At 63.3% G+C, this 17,019-nt stretch carries 13 protein-coding genes; 12 read left to right on the top strand and 1 reads right to left on the bottom strand.

All coding sequences use genetic code 11. The annotated features are described in order from the left end of the window. Positions 1 to 49: 49 nt before the first annotated feature. From dnaE to ilvA, 3 genes are all read left to right on the top strand, one after another. Entirely contained in the window at positions 50 to 3,598 is a 3,549-nt protein-coding gene (gene dnaE / locus WIMU1_RS18890) for a DNA polymerase III subunit alpha (RefSeq protein ID WP_062799493.1), read from the top strand. An 84-nt stretch (positions 3,599 to 3,682) separates the two neighbouring features. Then, positions 3,683 to 4,120: a nitroreductase family deazaflavin-dependent oxidoreductase gene (locus WIMU1_RS18885; RefSeq protein ID WP_062799491.1), complete on the top strand. Its 438-nt coding sequence runs from the start codon at positions 3,683 to 3,685 to the stop codon at positions 4,118 to 4,120. A gap of 23 nt (positions 4,121 to 4,143) precedes the next feature. After that, complete coding sequence (gene ilvA / locus WIMU1_RS18880; RefSeq protein WP_084248387.1) at positions 4,144 to 5,517, top strand: threonine ammonia-lyase IlvA; 1,374 nt, start codon at positions 4,144 to 4,146, stop codon at positions 5,515 to 5,517. A 35-nt stretch (positions 5,518 to 5,552) separates the two neighbouring features. On the opposite strand, the gene treZ is transcribed toward ilvA, so the two are convergent. Next, positions 5,553 to 7,298 carry a malto-oligosyltrehalose trehalohydrolase gene (gene treZ / locus WIMU1_RS18875; RefSeq protein WP_062799840.1) on the bottom strand — a complete coding sequence of 582 codons (1,746 nt, stop codon included), beginning with the start codon at positions 7,296 to 7,298 and terminating at the stop codon, positions 5,553 to 5,555. Positions 7,299 to 7,684: 386 nt separating this feature from the next. Here treZ and WIMU1_RS18870 point away from each other — a divergent pair, with 386 nt between their 5' ends. The 9 genes from WIMU1_RS18870 (at position 7,685) to WIMU1_RS18830 (ending at position 17,002) form a co-directional block, all read left to right on the top strand. Beyond that, positions 7,685 to 8,491 (top strand): MlaE family ABC transporter permease, encoded by an 807-nt coding sequence (locus WIMU1_RS18870; RefSeq protein WP_062799488.1) that lies wholly within the window; start codon positions 7,685 to 7,687, stop codon positions 8,489 to 8,491. After that, positions 8,491 to 9,357 (top strand): ABC transporter permease, encoded by an 867-nt coding sequence (locus tag WIMU1_RS18865; RefSeq protein WP_062799486.1) that lies wholly within the window; start codon positions 8,491 to 8,493, stop codon positions 9,355 to 9,357. The genes WIMU1_RS18870 and WIMU1_RS18865 overlap by 1 nt, the downstream gene beginning before the upstream one ends. Before the next feature lie 3 nt (positions 9,358 to 9,360). Further along, positions 9,361 to 10,662 (top strand): MlaD family protein, encoded by a 1,302-nt coding sequence (locus WIMU1_RS18860; protein ID WP_062799484.1) that lies wholly within the window; start codon positions 9,361 to 9,363, stop codon positions 10,660 to 10,662. Next, positions 10,662 to 11,681 (top strand): MCE family protein, encoded by a 1,020-nt coding sequence (locus WIMU1_RS18855; protein ID WP_062799482.1) that lies wholly within the window; start codon positions 10,662 to 10,664, stop codon positions 11,679 to 11,681. The genes WIMU1_RS18860 and WIMU1_RS18855 overlap by 1 nt, the downstream gene beginning before the upstream one ends. After that, complete coding sequence (locus tag WIMU1_RS18850) at positions 11,678 to 12,697, top strand: MCE family protein (RefSeq protein WP_084248416.1); 1,020 nt, start codon at positions 11,678 to 11,680, stop codon at positions 12,695 to 12,697. The genes WIMU1_RS18855 and WIMU1_RS18850 overlap by 4 nt, the downstream gene beginning before the upstream one ends. Further along, the gene (locus tag WIMU1_RS18845; RefSeq protein ID WP_062799479.1) at positions 12,691 to 13,818 is read left to right on the top strand and encodes an MCE family protein; all 1,128 of its coding nucleotides are present in this window, start codon (positions 12,691 to 12,693) and stop codon (positions 13,816 to 13,818) included. Before WIMU1_RS18850 ends, WIMU1_RS18845 begins: the two co-directional genes overlap by 7 nt. Beyond that, positions 13,815 to 14,930: an MlaD family protein gene (locus WIMU1_RS18840; RefSeq protein WP_062799477.1), complete on the top strand. Its 1,116-nt coding sequence runs from the start codon at positions 13,815 to 13,817 to the stop codon at positions 14,928 to 14,930. Before WIMU1_RS18845 ends, WIMU1_RS18840 begins: the two co-directional genes overlap by 4 nt. A 10-nt stretch (positions 14,931 to 14,940) precedes the next feature. Beyond that, on the top strand, positions 14,941 to 16,095 hold the full coding sequence (locus WIMU1_RS18835; protein WP_371850309.1) for an MCE family protein: 1,155 nt from the start codon (positions 14,941 to 14,943) through the stop codon (positions 16,093 to 16,095). Between the two features lie 73 nt (positions 16,096 to 16,168). Next, on the top strand, positions 16,169 to 17,002 hold the full coding sequence (locus WIMU1_RS18830) for a hypothetical protein (protein ID WP_062799476.1): 834 nt from the start codon (positions 16,169 to 16,171) through the stop codon (positions 17,000 to 17,002). Positions 17,003 to 17,019: the final 17 nt, after the last annotated feature.

Raw genomic sequence — 17,019 nt, 5'->3', positions numbered from 1 at the left:
CTCCGGTGGCCGGCGCAGGCGCTCGAGAGTTCGAAATGAGAGGCGACGCGTGTCGGATTCGTTTGTGCATCTGCATAACCACACTGAGTACTCGATGCTTGACGGGGCGGCGAAGGTCAAACCGATGATCGCCGAGGCCACGAGGTTGGAGATGTCCGCGATCGGCATGACCGACCACGGAAACATGTTCGGCGGCAGCGAGTTCTACAACGTCGCCACCGACATGGGGGTCAAGCCCATCATCGGTATCGAGGCCTACATCGCGCCGGAGTCGCGCTTCAACACCAAGCGGGTGCTCTGGGGAAATCGAGAGCAGAAGAGCGACGACGTCTCGGGCTCGGGTGCCTACACCCACATGACGATGGTGGCCGAGAACGCCACCGGTCTGCGCAACCTGTTCAAGCTGTCGTCGCTGGCATCCATCGAAGGCCAGCTCGGCAAGTGGTCACGTATGGACGCCGAGCTGATCGCGGCTCACGCCGAGGGCATCATCGCGACCACCGGCTGCCCGTCCGGCGAGGTTCAGACGCGTCTGCGTCTCGGCCACGAGCGTGAAGCGCTCGAAGCCGCCGCCAAGTGGCAGGACATCTTCGGGAAAGAGAACTTCTTCCTCGAATTGATGGAACACGGCCTGGAGATCGAAGGCCGGGTCCGCGACGGGCTGCTGGAGATCGGCCGCAAACTCGGGATCCCGCCCCTGGTCACCAACGACTGCCACTACGTCACCAAAGGCCACGCGGCGAGCCACGAGGCCCTGCTCTGCGTGCAGACGGGCAAGACCCTGTCCGATCCCACGCGCTTCAAGTTCGACGGCGACGGCTACTACCTCAAGTCGGCCGCCGAGATGCGCGAGTTGTGGGACAAAGAGGTGCCCGGCGCCTGCGACAACACCCTGCTCATCGGCGAGAGGGTGCAGAGCTACGCCGAGGTGTTCGAACACCGTGACCGGATGCCGGTGTTCCCGGTGCCCGAAGGCGAGACGCAGCAGACATGGTTGCGCAAAGAGGTGGCCCAAGGTCTCAAGACCCGGCGGTTCCCGGACCGCGAGGTGCCGCAGGAATACCTCGAGCGAGCGAACTACGAGCTGGACGTCATCATCCAGATGGGCTTTCCCGCGTACTTCCTGGTGGTCGGGGACCTCATCAGGCACGCCAACGAGGTAGGCATCCGGGTGGGGCCCGGTCGTGGTTCGGCCGCCGGTTCGCTGGTGGCCTGGGCGTTGGGCATCACCAACATCGACCCGATCCCGTATGGGTTGCTCTTCGAGCGATTCCTCAACCCCGAGCGTGTGTCGATGCCCGATATCGACATCGACTTCGACGACCGCCGCCGCGGCGACATGGTGCGTTACGCCACCGAGAGGTGGGGCAGCGACAAGGTCGCTCAGGTCATCACGTTCGGAACCATCAAGACCAAGGCCGCGATCAAGGACTCCGCCCGCGTCCAGTTCGGTCAGCCCGGGTACGCCATCGCCGACCGCATCACCAAGGCGCTGCCGCCGCCCATCATGGCCAAGGACATCTCGATCGCGGGCATCACCGATCCCACGCACGATCGGTACAAAGAGGCCAGCGAGGTCCGCCAGCTCATCGAGACCGATCCCGATGTCAAGAAGATCTACGACACCGCACTGGGGCTCGAAGGGCTGATCCGCAACGCCGGTGTGCACGCCTGCGCGGTGATCATGTCGTCCGAACCGCTGACCGAGGCGATCCCGGTATGGAAGCGCCCGCAGGACGGCGCCATCATCACCGGCTGGGACTACCCCTCGTGTGAGGCCATCGGCCTGTTGAAGATGGACTTCCTGGGGTTGCGCAACCTCACGGTCATCGGCGACGCGATCGACAACCTCAAGCTCAACCGCAACATGGATCTCGACCTGGATTCGTTGCCGCTGGATGATCCCAAGACCTACGAGTTGCTCGCCAGGGGAGACACTCTCGGCGTGTTCCAGCTCGACGGCGGGCCGATGCGTGAGCTCCTCAAACGTATGCAGCCCACGGGATTCGGCGACATCGTGGCGGTGCTCGCGCTGTACCGCCCCGGCCCGATGGGCATGAACGCCCACAACGACTACGCCGACCGCAAGAACAACAGGCAGCCGGTCAGCCCCATCCATCCCGAGCTCGAAGACCCGCTCAAGGAGATCCTGGCGGACACCTACGGCCTGATCGTCTACCAAGAGCAGATCATGCAGATCGCCCAAAAGGTTGCCGGTTACTCGCTCGGGCAGGCCGACCTGCTCCGTCGGGCCATGGGTAAGAAGAAGCTGTCCGAACTCGAGAAGGCGTACGCCGGTTTCCGTCAGGGAATGCTCGACAACGGATTCTCCGAAGCGGCGATCAAGGCACTGTGGGACACCATCCTCCCGTTCGCCGGATACGCCTTCAACAAGTCGCACGCAGCCGGCTACGGGCTGGTCTCGTTCTGGACCGCCTATCTCAAGGCCAACTACCCGGCCGAGTACATGGCCGGTCTGCTCACCTCGGTTGCCGACGACAAGGACAAGGCCGCGATCTACCTGGCCGACTGCCGGCGCCTCGGTATCACGGTGCTGCCACCCGATGTCAACCACTCTCAGCAAAACTTTGCGGCCGTCGGTGACGACATCCGATTCGGACTCGCTGCGGTGCGCAACGTCGGAACAGGTGTGGTCGCCTCGATTCTCGCTGCGCGCGAAGAGAAGTCGAACTTCTCGAGCTTCTCGGACTACCTCGCCAAGATCAACGTCACGGCCTGCAACAAGAAGGTCACCGAGTCGCTCATCAAAGCAGGCGCCTTCGACTCGCTCGGTCACGCCCGTAAAGGGCTGTTCCTGGTCCACGCCGATGCGGTCGACGCTGTCCTGGGTACCAAAAAGGCCGAAGCCGTCGGCCAATTCGACCTGTTCGGCGACGCCGGCGGTGACGGTGGTGCGATGACCGACGACGCCTTCGCCGTCAAGGTCCCCGACGAGGAATGGGACACGAAGCACAAACTCGCACTGGAGCGAGAGATGCTGGGACTGTACGTGTCCGGGCATCCACTCAACGGGGTCGAGCACGTCATCTCTGCCCAGACCGATACGTCGATCAGCTCGCTCCTGGAGGGCAACGTCAAGGACGGGGCCCAGATCGTGATTGGCGGCATCATCTCTGCGGTTACCCGACGTGTCAACAAAAAGGGCGAGTCGTATGCGGTGGTGCAGATCGAGGACATGGTCGGTGGGGTCGAGGTCTACTTCTTCCCGCGTGCCTACCAGGCGTACGGCATGGACATCGCCTCGGACGCGGTGGTGCTGGTGAAGGCACGGGTCAATCTGCGCGACGACAGCATGATGATCTCCGCCAACGACCTCGCGGTTCCGGACCTGTCTCACGTGGGCGTCGGGAAGCCGATCTCCCTGACGATGCCCACCAGGCTGTGTACCGCGGACCGCGTCAGTGCGCTCAAGCAGGTACTGGTGCGCCATCCCGGCACCGCCGATGTGCACGTGCGCCTGATCAGCGGCGACAAGGCCACCACCCTCAAACTCGACGACCAACTGAGGGTCAACCCCACGTCGGCCCTGATGGGTGACCTCAAGGCGCTGTTGGGGCCCTCCTGCCTGGCCACCTGAGGTTGCTCGTACGGAATAGGCTAGGGCGACCCCGGGGTTGTAGCTGATCGAACCGAACGTCACTCCAGCGGAAAGAAGCAGCCGATGCCACTTCAGGGCGAGTACGAACCGAGTACCAGCGATTGGGCGCGCGAGCAGGCCGAAAAGTACGAGAAGTCCGGCGGCACCGAGGGCACCGACCTCAACGGTATGCCGGTGGTGGTCCTGACCTCGGTGGGGCGCAAGTCCGGCAAGCTACGTAAGTCGCCGCTGATGCGCGTGGAGAACGAGGGTAAGTACGCCGCTGTTGCTTCGCTGGGTGGCGCACCGAAGAACCCGGTTTGGTATTACAACGTGGCGGCCAACCCGCATGTCGAGCTGCGTGATGGCCCGGTGGTCAAGGACATGATCGCCCGCGAGGTCACCGGTGACGAGAAGGCCGAATGGTGGGAGCGCGCCGTGGCGGCATTCCCGCCCTACGCCGACTACCAGAAGAAGACCGACCGGGCGATCCCGGTGTTCGTGCTCGAACCCGCTGAGTAAATCGCTGGAAGTTCAGTGAGACCATAGGGACCGTGACCACACGACACACTGCTGATCCGACCCCGCACGCCACCGCTCCCGACCTCGACGCAGATGCGATCGAGGCGGCGGCGGAGCGAATCGGCAACGTGGTGGTGGCTACCCCGCTGCAGCTCAGCGAGCGTCTGTCGGCGAACACGGGCGCACAGGTCTACCTCAAGCGCGAAGATCTGCAGTCGGTCCGTTCGTACAAGATCCGCGGTGCCTACAACGTGATGTCGCTTCTCACCGAGGCCGAGCGTGCAGCCGGTGTGGTGGCGGCGAGCGCGGGCAACCACGCCCAGGGCGTCGCCTACGCAGCGCGCACGATGCAGATCCACAGCCGGATCTACGTTCCCACCAACACGCCGAAGCAGAAGCGTGACCGTATCCGTTGGCACGGCGGCGATTTCGTGGAACTGATCGCGGTCGGGGACACCTACGATGCCGCGGCTGCGGCTGCGCAGGCCGATGTGCTGGAGACCGGTGCGACCTGGATCCACGCGTTCGACGACACTCGTACGGCGGCAGGTCAAGGCACCATCGCCAAGGAGATCGTCGAGCAACTCGGCGTCACACCCGACCTGGTGGTGATACCGGTCGGCGGTGGTGGGGCGCTCGCAGGCATGGTGACGTATCTGCGTGCGCACAGCCCGGAGGTCCGCATCGTCGGAGTGGAACCCACCGGTGCGGTGTCGATGTCGGCCGCTCTTGTGGAGGGCGGCCCGGTCACGTTGACCGACATCGACCCTTTTGTCGATGGTGCGGCCGTCAAACGCATTGGCGCACTGGGTCATCGCGTGATGGCGGACGCCGGCGCCACGGTGGCCCAGCATCCCGATCTGCCACCGTCCGGCACGGTACATCGAGGACACGAGCAACTGCCCGCCGGAGCCACGCACATCACACACGTCGACGAGGGTGCGATCTGTTCGGCGATGCTCGAGCTGTATCAGAACGAGGGCATCATCGCCGAGCCCGCAGGCGCACTTGCGGCGACCGTACTCGAGGATCTTCCGATCGAACCCGGCTGGAACGTGGTGTGCCTGCTCTCCGGCGGTAACAACGACGTGTCACGGTACGGCGAGATCATCGAACGGTCACTGGTCCACCGTGGCCTCAAGCACTACTTCCTGGTCGACTTCCCCCAGGAGCCCGGTGCCCTGCGCCGGTTCCTCGACGAAGTCCTCGGACCCGACGACGACGTCACCCTGTTCGAGTACGTCAAACGGAACAACCGTGAGACCGGAGCCGCGCTCGTGGGCGTCGAGCTCGGGGCGCCGGAAGGTCTCGGCCCGCTGCTCGCCCGGATGGACGCTTCGCGACTCAAATGCGAACGGCTCGAACCGGGTTCGCCGGCGTACCGCTACCTCACCTGACCGCCTGTCGGGCAGTCAGATGAGGCCGCGCGACGTCAGTCGCGCCGGATGATCAGCACACTGTGCCCGGCCAGGGTCGGTGACGTGACGTTCCGGCCCGGTTCGATTCCATCGGACGCGCCGTTCTCGAATGCGAGCAGAACGGTGCCCGAGAACGGTGGTTCCGCGGGCGCCTCGGTCAGGGTCACGATCGTCGACAGTGCTCCACGGTGCATGGCGAACCAGGTGTTGCTGTCGTCGAAATCGATTGCGACCGAGTCGAAGTCGTCGTCGGAGTACTCGAGCTGACTCTTGCGGAGCGTGATCAGGTCGCGATAGAACCCCAGCAGTGCGGCGTGTGGCTGCTCGGCGAGTTCGTCCCAGTTCAGCTTCGATCGCGAGAAGGTTTCCGGGTCTTGGGGATCGGGCACGTCGGCCGCATCCCACCCGTGCTCGGCGAACTCGGCCTTACGGCCGTTCGCGGTGGCCTCACCGAGTTCTGGTTCGGGGTGGGAGGTGAAGAACTGGAATGGGGTGCTGGCTGCCCACTCCTCACCCATGAAGAGCATGGGCGTGAACGGTGAGGTGAGCACCAGCGCTGCCTTGATCGCCAGCTGGCCCGGATCGAGGTAGTGCGAGGGCCGGTCTCCGAGCGCGCGGTTACCGATCTGGTCGTGATTGCAGGTGTAGACCACCAGCGAAGTGGTGACCACCCGTTGATGATTGATGGGTCTGCCGTGCCTGCGCCGACGGAAGGACGAGTAGGTGAGGGCGTGGAAGAAGCCTTCTCGCAAAACCTTCGACAGGCATTCGAGACTGCCGAAGTCGGCGTAGTAACCCTGTCGTTCCCCCGACACGGTGGTGTGGATCGCGTGGTGGCCGTCGTCGCTCCACTGGGCAGCGAGGCCATATCCGCCGTCAGTGCGGGAGGTGATGAGTTTGGGATCGTTCAGGTCGCTCTCCGCGATCAAGGACAGCGGCCTGCCGACCCGGTGTGACAAAGCGTCGGTACGCATCTGCATTTCCTCGAGGAGGTGCAGCGCGGTGCGGTCGACCAGGGCGTGCACGGCGTCGAGTCGCAGTCCATCGACATGGAACACCTCGAGCCAGCGCAGCGCCGAACCCAGGATGAACTCGCGGACCTCGTCGGAGTCGGCTTCGTCCAGGTTCACCGACTGCCCCCACGAGGTGGCACCTTCGGTGAGATACGGACCGTAGTTGGGAAGGTAGTTGCCCGACGGGCCGAGATGGTTGTACACCGCGTCGATGATCACGCCGAGTCCCCGCAGGTGGCAGGCATTGACGAAGCGCGCGAGGGCGTCGGGACCCCCGTAGGTCTCTTGTACCGCGTACCAGCCGACGCCGTCGTAGCCCCAGTTGTGGGTGCCGTTGAAGGTGTTGACCGGCATCAGCTCGACGAAATCCACGCCGATGTCCACCAGGTGGTCCAGTTTGGCGATCGCAGAATCGAGGGTGCCGTCGGGAGTGAACGTTCCGACGTGCAATTCATAGATGACTGCGCCGGCAACGGGCCGGCCTTGCCAGTCCGAATCAGACCAGATCTCTGGGTCGATCTCGTGCACCTGGGACAGTCCGTGGACGCCATCGGGTTGTCGCGGTGAGCGAGGGTCGGGGAGTGGGTCGGTGCTGTCGTCGATGAGATAGCCGTAGCGGGCGCCGGGCAACGCAGGTACAGGACTTTCCCACCAGCCATCCCCGGTCTCGCGCATCGAATGGATGTCACCGTCGATCGTCACTCGCATCTGCTGCGCCGTCGGCGCCCATACCGGTAGAGAGGTCACCTCTAAACCGTAGGTGCTATCCATCCGCGCCGCCGGGGTGGTCGCTCGGCGCGTCCACGATGTGGACCGCGCGGATCCACGCCGAAACGGCTTAAGTTAACGACAAATCACGGCAATGGTAGGACTGCGAGAGCTTTTGGGCTAATGTGAGCACGCGCGCTTCCAGATCGTGGTGAACACGATCGCCGCTGCGTACGGCGGCGGTGCGACGAAAGAACATCGTGTCGGGTCGGAAACGTTGGTTCGTCGGCGATTTCGATTAGCTATATGGCACTATGAGCGAACTCATACGCAGGGTGTGCGTATGACGGGGATCACTGAGGCAGGGTGTGAGTACAGAAACCGTGGCGACACGCAGCAGGCGAACAGCCTCGGCTCGTAGTGCAATGCTGCCCGCCAAGCGCTGGTTCCGCGGCCACGTGATCGCATCGTTCGAGACCTTCGGGCGGCAGATGACGCTGTTCTTAGAGGTCTTCAAGGTGCTGTTCGTCGACATCGTGAAGCGACGGTTCCCATTCGGTGAGTTCATCCGCCAATGCGCGTTCATGGCGAACACCTCCGTCATCCCCACTCTTCTGGTTGCCATCCCGGTCGGTGTGATCGTCTCCATCCAGGTCGGCAATATCGCCAACCAGATCGGCGCCACCTCGTTCTCGGGCGCGGCAACCGGTCTCGGCGTGATCAGGCAGGGCGCTCCGCTGGTCACCTCTCTTCTGCTCGCCGGCGCGGTCGGGTCGGCCATTGCCGCCGACCTGGGCTCGCGAACCATCCGCGATGAGATCGACGCGATGCGGGTCATGGGAGTCAATCCCACCCAGCGGCTCATCTCGCCGCGACTGCTGGCCACGATGGTCGTGAGTTTCCTGCTCTGCGGCTTCGTGTGCTTCATCGGCTTCGTCACCGGCTACGTCTTCAACGTCTACTTCCAGGGAGGTACGCCGGGTAGTTACACCGGCACCTTCTCGTCCTTTGCATCCCCGGCCGACCTCGCGTTCGCCATCACCAAAGCAGTGATCTTCGGCGCGATCGTCGCCGTGGTGGCCTGCGACCGCGGGCTCACCACGAAAGGGGGACCCTCAGGTGTCGCCAACTCGGTCAACGCGGCGGTGGTCAATTCCGTGATCCTGTTGTTCACGGTCAATGTCATCCTCACCCAGATCTTTGCGATTGTCGTCCCGGCCAGGGTGGTCTGATGGTTGCCTCCAAGTACACGCCGCCTGCCCTCAAGCCACTCGAATGGGGCAAGAAGGTTTATCAGTCACCCCGCGACACCTTGGTGCTGATGGGGCACCAGGTCACCTTCCTGGTCCGGTCGGTCGGTGCGGTCCCGACAGCCTTCAAGCACTACAGCAAAGAGATCTGGCGACTGCTCTCCGACGTCACCTGGGGTAACGGCGCCATCGTGGTGGGCGGCGGAACGATCGGCGTGATCATCTTGCTCGGCATCATGGGCGGTGCAACCGTGGGTATCGAGGGCTATACAGCCCTCAACCTGCTGGGCATGTCGCCGGTCACCGGTGCCATCTCGGCATTCGCGACCACCCGCGAATTGGGTCCCCTGCTGGCTGCGGTCGCGTTCACCGCGCAGTCCGGGTGCCGCTTCACCGCTCAATTGGGCTCGATGCGGATCAGCGAGGAGATCGACGCACTCGAATCGATCGCGATCCGGCCGATGCCGTACCTCGTCACCACCCGCATGATCGCCGCCGTGATCGCCATCATCCCGCTGTACTCGGTGTCGCTGGCCGCGAACTACCTGGCCTGCCAACTCATGTTCCAAGTGCAGAGCGGGCAGGGCCGCGGCGCATACCTGTCGTACTTCTACCAGTTCATCCTGTCCAAGGACATGGTGTTCTCGGTGATGAAGGTCGTGGTGTTCGTGCTGCTCACTACGTTCATCCAGTGCTACTACGGTTTCTTCGCATCAGGCGGACCAGAGGGTGTGGGGGTGGCAGCCGGCCACGCGATCCGGCTGTCGATCATCGTGCTGGTCTTCGCGAATCTTCTCTTGACACTTGTTTTCTGGGGCCTGTCGCCCGGCATCAGGATTTCGGGGTAACACATGTTCGTCGACACCACCGGACGCAATCCGTCTGTGACCCAGTACTTTCTGCGCGGCGTCGCATTTGTCGTGGCGCTCGTGCTGATCCTTTTTGTCCTCATGCTCAGGTACCAGGGCACTTTCGAGGAGAAACTCGAGGTGACGGCGACTCTCGACGATGTCGGCGACGGTCTCACGAGTCAGGCGGACGTGCGGTACAACGGTGTCATCATCGGCAGCGTCAAGTCGATCGAGACCGCGAACAACGACCTCTCGGACGTCCTCATCGAGGTGGCCCCTGAGCAGGCGCAGGGCGTACCCGCCAACGTGACGGCACGAACGGTGCCCAGCAACCTGTTCGGCGTCAACTCGGTGGAACTCATCGCACCACCTGATCCCAAGGGTCACCTGTCTAACGGGAGCAAGATCACCGCGGACGAGTCGAAGGAGACCGTCGCCCTGCAGACCGTGCAGAACGATCTGCGCGAGCTCTTCGTCGCCGTCCCGCCGGAGGAGATCGGTCGCGTTCTCGGGACCATCGCCGATGCGCTGCGTGGCGGTGGAAACGTGTTCTCCGCCTTCGTGGGCACGCTCAACCAGTACTGGCAGCAGATCAATGCCCAGTTCCCCGATGGCGCACCTCCCGGATTCGACAACTTCAACCGGGCCATGCAGGGGATCGAACAATCGACACCTCAGCTACTCGACACCATGGGGCGTGCGGTGATCCCGTCCATCACGATCATCGAACGCCAACGCGACCTCGCGAGCACTCTCACCGCGGCCCAGTCGATGATCGACCGCATCCAGGAGTTGTTCGCGCGCAACGGTGATTCGGGCATACAGATCGTGCAGAACCTGAACACGATGACCGGCGCGGTGGCCGTGGACTCCGAGGCGCTCCCAGGCGGCATCCGGGCACTCAACCAGCTGGCCGGCAAGGTCCTGACCGTTTTCACCGGAACCAATGGGAAGCCGCAGTTGAACATCGGCGTGAGCCTCAGCCCGTTCTTGCAGTACAACCGCCAGAACTGCCCTGTATACAACGGCGGTGAGTACGGCATCACCCGGGGACCGGGATGTACCGGACCCGGTACCGGCACCGGACCGACGAACTCCGGGCCCCTCGTGGTGCGGCCCGCCGGAGCTGACACCGAGACGAACACCGACGCATCCACCCTTCCCAAGGCGGTCACAACGGGCACCGACAACGAGACGCTGCGCGCTGCACTCGATCGCGAACCCTCGGCAGCCGACACGATGATGCTCGGCCCGCTGGTCCAGTCGGTGCGGGTACAGCAGAACACCGGCGGTGAGGGCTGATGGGTTACCGCAAGCCTCTCATCGGGTTCAGCCTGTTCGCCGTGCTGGCGCTGCTGCTCACGTACACGATCTGGTCGACGCTGGAGCGAGCCGTGCCGGGTCAGACCAACGGGTACACCGCCTATTTCAGCGACGCCTCGGGCCTGCACCCGGGTGACGACGTGCGGATGGCCGGGGTCCGGGTCGGCCGGGTCTCGGACATAGCCCTCGATCGCAACCGGGCCAAGGTGACGTTTGACCTGCAGACCGACCAGACCATCTTCTCCAACACGCAGGCGTCGATCCGCTACCAGAACCTGATCGGACAGCGCTACCTGGGACTCGACCTCGTCGAAGGCGCAGAACAGAAGAAGCTCAAGCCGGGGTCCACTCTCGAAGAACCGTCACAGGATTCGTTTGACGTCTCGGCGTTGCTCGCGGGCTTCCAGCCGGTGTTCGACACTCTCGAACCCGAGCAGGTCAACCAGCTGTCGGAGAGTCTTGTGCAGACCTTCCAAGGCAACCAGGTATCGCTCAGCTACACGATCGAGCAGATCGGAAAGCTGGCCGCAGACTTCGGAAATCGAGATCAGGTCATCGGAGCCCTCATCACCAATCTGAGTGCGGTGATGGGAGACCTCAGCTCGCAGGGCGATCAGATGCAGGTACTGGTGAAGAACCTCGCCGGATTGATCGAGGGGCTGAACGGCAACTCGACGTCGCTGGGTGCTTCGGTCGACAGCATCGGTGACGCGACGAGCCGCCTCGGTGGGCTGCTCGGCCGGATTCGTCCTGATGCCGAGCAACTCGGGCAGAGCTTGCGGGACACAACCGGCCGCATGATCGGCATCGGGTCCAAACTCGATCAGCTGGCAATCGATCTGCCGCTGTTCCTGGTGCACTTTCCCATGGTGATGGGACAGGGCGCCTACCTGAACATCTACGCCTGCGAACTGGACGTATCAATCGGTGGTGTTCTCTTCCCACCGGGGTTGATCAGCCAGATCGGCGGCACCCAGCACTCGGTGGTGTGCCGATGAGCCCCGGGGAGGCACATGCTGTGAAGCCGAACATTCTGCGCCGCAGCTGGTCCGAGCATCGATATTTCTGGCTCGGAGCAATCGGGTCGGTGGTGCTGGTCCTGATCGTGGTGTCCACGTTCGCGATCTCGGAGTCCGGAATCGGTAAGCGGGAGTACACCGCCGACTTTTCCCAGGCCGGCGGTATCCGCCCCGGTGACAAGGTCCGCGTCGCCGGCATCGACGTGGGGGAGGTCTCGAAGACCACCTTGGCCGGTGATCACGTCGCGGTTGCCATGGAGGTGCAGAAGGACGTCGAAGTGATGTCCGACGGTTCCGCCGAGATCAAGCTCTCGACGCTGCTCGGTCAGCGTTACGTCGACATCAAGGTCGGTGAATCGACTGCTCGTCTCAGCGGCTCGAGGATCGCCCGCACCCAGGTGCCGTACGACCTGCAGGAAACCATCGAGCGGGGGACCCCGATCCTGTCGGGGGTGAACGCTGAAAGCCTCAGCGACAGTGTGGATGCGCTGAACAAACAGTTGGCCGGCGCGCCGGGGATCACCCGCACCACGTTGGATTCCCTGACCGAGATGTCCAGGGTGATCAGCAACCGCAGTGATCAGATCAACCTGCTCATCAAGGACACCAACTCCGTCACCGAGATCGTCAACAGCAGCCAGTATCAACTGTCGGTGATCGTCGGTCAGGGCCAGCTGCTGGCTCAGAAGATCGCCACCCGGCAGCAATTGGTGATCAAGATGCTCGATGGCGTCGCGGACCTGTCGAACCAGATGTCGGCTATGGGCGCGGAGAACAACAATCAGTTCGCGCCCCTGATCGCCAACCTCAACACGATCTCCGAGGGTATGGAAAAGAACCGCGACAACCTCCGTCACATGCTCGAGGTCCTGCCGCTCACCGTCCGGGCGATCGCCAACACCACCGGATCCGGCCCGTACGCAATGGGTTACCTCCCGTGGGGCATCTTCCCCGACAACTGGCTCTGCGCAGCGAGGGTGGTCGACGGATGTTGAGCACCAAGCATGTCTCGCGCCGAGGCGCGAGCACGGTACGCCGCTCGATGGTGATGACAGCGCTGCTGATCACCACCGCACTCCTCGGCACCGGATGCACGCTGATTCCCGCCGAATGGCGCCACGCAGCGGGCGAGTCGATCAAGCTGACTGCCTACTTCGACAGTGTGGCAGGGCTTTACAACGACAACGACGTGGATGTGTTGGGCATGCCCGTGGGTCGGGTCCTGTCGATCACGCCTCAGGGTGACCGGGTCAAGGTGGAATTCACCGTCGACAAGTCGGTACCCATCCCGGCAGACGCCACCGCCGCGATCATCAACACCTCGTTGGTGACCACCCGTCACATCGAGTTGTCGCCCACCTACACCGAAGGTGCGAAGCTCGAAGACGGTGACACCGTGGCCAATGCGAAGAGCCCGGTGGAGATCGGGGAGCTCTTCGACACCGTGGACAACCTCGTGGAGGAGTTCAAGGCAGACCCGGATGGCAGTGGGCCGCTCGGTGACATGCTGACGATCTCGTCGGGGATCTTCGGCGGCAACGGCGAACGGATGGCCGTTGCGCTGGAAGAACTCAACAAGGTCGCGCAGGTCGGCGTCGACAACGGAGATGCACTCGTCGAGATGATCAAGAAGATCTCGATTCTGACCACGGCGCTGGTGGACAACTATCCGAAGATGACGGCGTTCTCGTCGGCGATCACCCAGGTCTCGCAGATGCTGGGTGACCAGTCGCCGGGTCTGCAGGCAACCATGCAGGCGCTGAACCAGACATTGAACAACACCGCCACGTTCCTCGAAGGGAACGTCAATGTCGTCGACAGTTCGATGGGCCGGTTGGCCGCACTGATCAGCAATCTCAGTGATTACTCGCGTCAGCTGGTCGACACGATCGATGTCGCGCCGTTGGCCTTCGACAATCTGGCCAACTCGGTGTCCGTGGAGCAGAGAGCGTGGCGCGCCCAGTTGCTGATCGACAAGTCGTTGCTCGACACCGAACTGCTGTCGACCTTCTGTGAGGCCATCAACTTGCAGGAAAATGGCTGCCGGACCGGCAAATTGAAAGATTTCGGCCCCGATCTGGGTGTGTTCTCGGCGCTGGTGGAGATGACAAAATGACACGCAGACGATCGGTGATGCAGGCCCGGGGGGCAGTCGTGGCGGGCCTGGCGGCAACGATGTTGCTGTCGGGTTGCGGCTCCATCCCCGGCCTGACGATCGACCAGATCCCGCTGCCGGCGCCGGGAGGAGTCGGTGACGGTTACGAGATCAAGGGTTCGTTCGGCAACGCGCTGAACCTGCCGTCGCAGGCCAAGGTGAAACTCAACGGCAACGACATCGGGCTGGTGGAATCGATCTCGGCGAACAACTACGCGGCCGACGTCACGATGAAGATCCGCAAGGACATCAAGCTGCCGGTGGGCACCGGGGCCGAACTCCGTCAGGGCACACCTCTCGGTGACGTGTTCGTCGCGTTGAAGCCCCCGGAAGGTGATGACGCCCAAGGGACCATGGCGCCCGGGGACGAGCTGACAGGCGAGACGTCCGAGGCGGCAACCGTGGAGGATCTGCTGGTCACCGCGACCGCATTCGTCGACGGTGGCTCCATCAAGAACCTGACCGAGATCATCAACGAGTTGTCGGACGCGCTCGGCGGCAAGGCTCCCGAGCTGACCGGCCTGATCGATGGCATGACCACAGGCATCAGCCGCCTCGCCCAGAACACCGTCGAGTTCGACACTGCGCTCGAATCGTTCAACGGACTCGCCGAGGACCTGTCGAACGGGCGGGAACAGCTGGTCGCTTCCATCAACACGGTCGGTCCTGCACTGGACGTGGTCAACGGTCAGATCCCGGCCCTGGTCACCACGCTGGACAAGACCAGTACGGTCACCGATGCGCTGAACGATTTCCTCGACACCCAGACAGAGAATGCGGTGGAGATGACCAACAACCTGCTGGTGGACATCGATGCCCTGGGCGAAGCCGTCGGAGAACTCGGTCCGTTGGCCGACAAACTACGTGTCCTGACCCCGAAGTGGGTTGATGCCACCCCCGGCACGGCGGCCACGGTGAGTGCCAGGCTCTGGTATCTGTCACCAGGATTCGGGTTCGATTCGGGTAGCCGGCTACCGGAGATGGAAGATTTCAATCAGGGTGTCAACAGCTTGAACCAGACGCTCACCCGAGTCCTCGCCCGGCTCACCGGAACCCGCGGATGTTGTGGGTGAGGGGACGATGATGACATTCCTCCGTAATCACCGGATCCTGCTGTCCAACCTCGCATTGATCCTGGTGATGCTGATCGGGTTCGGCTATCTCACACTGGGCGTCCTCCGCTGGCGTCCGTTCGACGACAGTTACACGCTCACAGTCGAATTCGCGAACTCAGGCGGTGTCCAGGAGACTTCCGAGGTCACGCTCCGGGGCTCGCGGATCGGCGAGGTGGACACCGTTCGGGTCACCCCGGCGTCTGTCGAGGTCAAGGTCACGATCGACAGCAAATATCAGATCAACACCGATTCCGAGGTCAAGGCTCTCGGACTCTCCGCGGTCGGTGAGCAGTACGTCGACTTTCAGCCACCCACCTCGGACGGCCCGTACTTCTCGAACGGCGACAAGATCTCGTCGGTCCAGACCTCGTCGACGGTTGCGTTCCCGAAATTGCTCGAGTCGACGGTCGGAGTGGTCAAACAGATCGATCCGGTCAAACTGAAGACCACGATCGACGAACTCGACATCGCACTCGACGCCGGTGGCAAGAACCAGCTCCGCGCCTTGTTCAACAGCGGTGGTGTGATCTTCGCCGACCTGTACCGAGTGTTGCCCGAGACGGTGACGCTGATCCAGAACACCGGCACCATCCTGGAGACGACAGCAGACGTTCAGCCTGATCTCGGCCGGCTCACCGGCGGGATGAGCGGATTGATCGACGCTCTCGTGGCCTCTGACGAGGAACTGCGTACGTTCCTCGGTAGCGGGCCGGCGCGGCTGACCACCCTGGCGGGCTCGCTCAATCAACTGCAGGACCCGCTGACCGATGTCCTGAAACAGTTCCTCGACATCGCCCAGCAAGGTGCGCTCCGTGCTCCCGCGATGGTGAACCTGCTCCCGTCGATCCGTGATGGTGCCACCACCGCGCAGGCGATGTTCCACGATGGAGCGTGGTGGGCGTTCGGCTCGATCTATCCGCGGCCGTACTGCGAGTACCCGACGATGCCGCAGCGGCCCACCCAGATCCTGGAGAGCTCGGTTCCGGTGAATATGTACTGTGTCACCGAAGATCCGACTCAGCAGATCAGGGGAGCCGCGAACGCACCACGGCCGCCGGGCGACGACACCGCCGGCCCTCCGCCCAACATGGACCCCAACGCGCGCACCGCTCCGCTGGGCTGACAGCCGACCGCTTCACGGTCCCGGCAGATGCCGTCACCGTTCTCGAGACCTGTTGTGAGGTAGAAACGCCGTTATGGCAGACAAAGATGTATCAACGCCCGCCGGCGTCGGCGATGACGCCGACCAACCGTCGGCGAAGAAGGTTCCGTCGGGCAAGTCCCGGCGGGCGAAGCCGGTTGTCGCCGAGTCCACCGCAGGAACATCGGGATCGGCCACGTCGTCCGCGAAGAGTCCTGCCGCCTCCGCCGCGGCGTCGCCCGGAGCGGACACCAAGCAGGCCAGACAGATAACCATCAGTGTCTCGGCAATCGGCAAGGTGGCAGCTGGAGCGTTGCTGATCGCACTGATCGCGGTGACGGTGTTCTTCGGGCTGAAGTGGAAATCCGACCAGGACAAGATCACTGCGGCCGAAGATGCCAAACAGGCCTCCGACTACTTCGTCACCCAGTTGCTCAACTCCATGAACACCACCACCGCGGGCGAGTACGTCGACACGATGTCACCGCTGACCACCGGTCAGTTCAGGGACAACCTGCTCAAGGAGCGGGAGAAGACCCAGGCCGACATCACGCAGATGCAGTTGAAGATCACGCCGTCGATCTGGTCGTCGGGTGTGGTGTCGGCCGAAGGGGATTCGGCGACCACCCTGATCATCGCCGAGATCACCGGAACCAGCAGCGTTGCCACCACACCGGTGACCAACGTCGGCATGTTCCGTCTGACGTTGGAGAAGCACGACGGTAAATGGCTGGTGTCCCAGATGGATCCGGGTCCGTCCAGCTCAGGTGCGGGATCGGCGGATTCAGGAGCACCGGTTGATCCCAATGCCCCCGCGGATCCGAACGCTTCGGTCGTGCCGAATGCACCGGTGGAGCCGGCGCCGGTGACCCCGGCGCCGGCCGGCTGACCGCCGATCGTCCAGCG

The sequence above is a fragment of the Williamsia muralis NBRC 105860 genome (assembly GCF_001598915.1).
Taxonomy (GTDB): domain Bacteria; phylum Actinomycetota; class Actinomycetes; order Mycobacteriales; family Mycobacteriaceae; genus Williamsia; species Williamsia muralis.
This window is presented reverse-complemented; position numbering and strand designations above follow the sequence as displayed.

Bases quoted from the DNA above. Each gene is read 5' to 3' on its own strand.
- WIMU1_RS18840 (WP_062799477.1), top strand. From the start codon at position 13,815: ATGACACGCAGACGATCGGTGATGCAGGCCCGGGGGGCAGTCGTGGCG.
- WIMU1_RS18845 (WP_062799479.1), top strand. From the start codon at position 12,691: ATGTTGAGCACCAAGCATGTCTCGCGCCGAGGCGCGAGCACGGTACGC.
- WIMU1_RS18850 (WP_084248416.1), top strand. From the start codon at position 11,678: ATGAGCCCCGGGGAGGCACATGCTGTGAAGCCGAACATTCTGCGCCGC.
- WIMU1_RS18860 (WP_062799484.1), top strand. From the start codon at position 9,361: ATGTTCGTCGACACCACCGGACGCAATCCGTCTGTGACCCAGTACTTT.
- WIMU1_RS18865 (WP_062799486.1), top strand. From the start codon at position 8,491: ATGGTTGCCTCCAAGTACACGCCGCCTGCCCTCAAGCCACTCGAATGG.
- WIMU1_RS18885 (WP_062799491.1), top strand. From the start codon at position 3,683: ATGCCACTTCAGGGCGAGTACGAACCGAGTACCAGCGATTGGGCGCGC.
- WIMU1_RS18830 (WP_062799476.1), top strand. From the start codon at position 16,169: ATGGCAGACAAAGATGTATCAACGCCCGCCGGCGTCGGCGATGACGCC.
- WIMU1_RS18870 (WP_062799488.1), top strand. From the start codon at position 7,685: ATGCTGCCCGCCAAGCGCTGGTTCCGCGGCCACGTGATCGCATCGTTC.
- WIMU1_RS18835 (WP_371850309.1), top strand. From the start codon at position 14,941: ATGACATTCCTCCGTAATCACCGGATCCTGCTGTCCAACCTCGCATTG.
- WIMU1_RS18855 (WP_062799482.1), top strand. From the start codon at position 10,662: ATGGGTTACCGCAAGCCTCTCATCGGGTTCAGCCTGTTCGCCGTGCTG.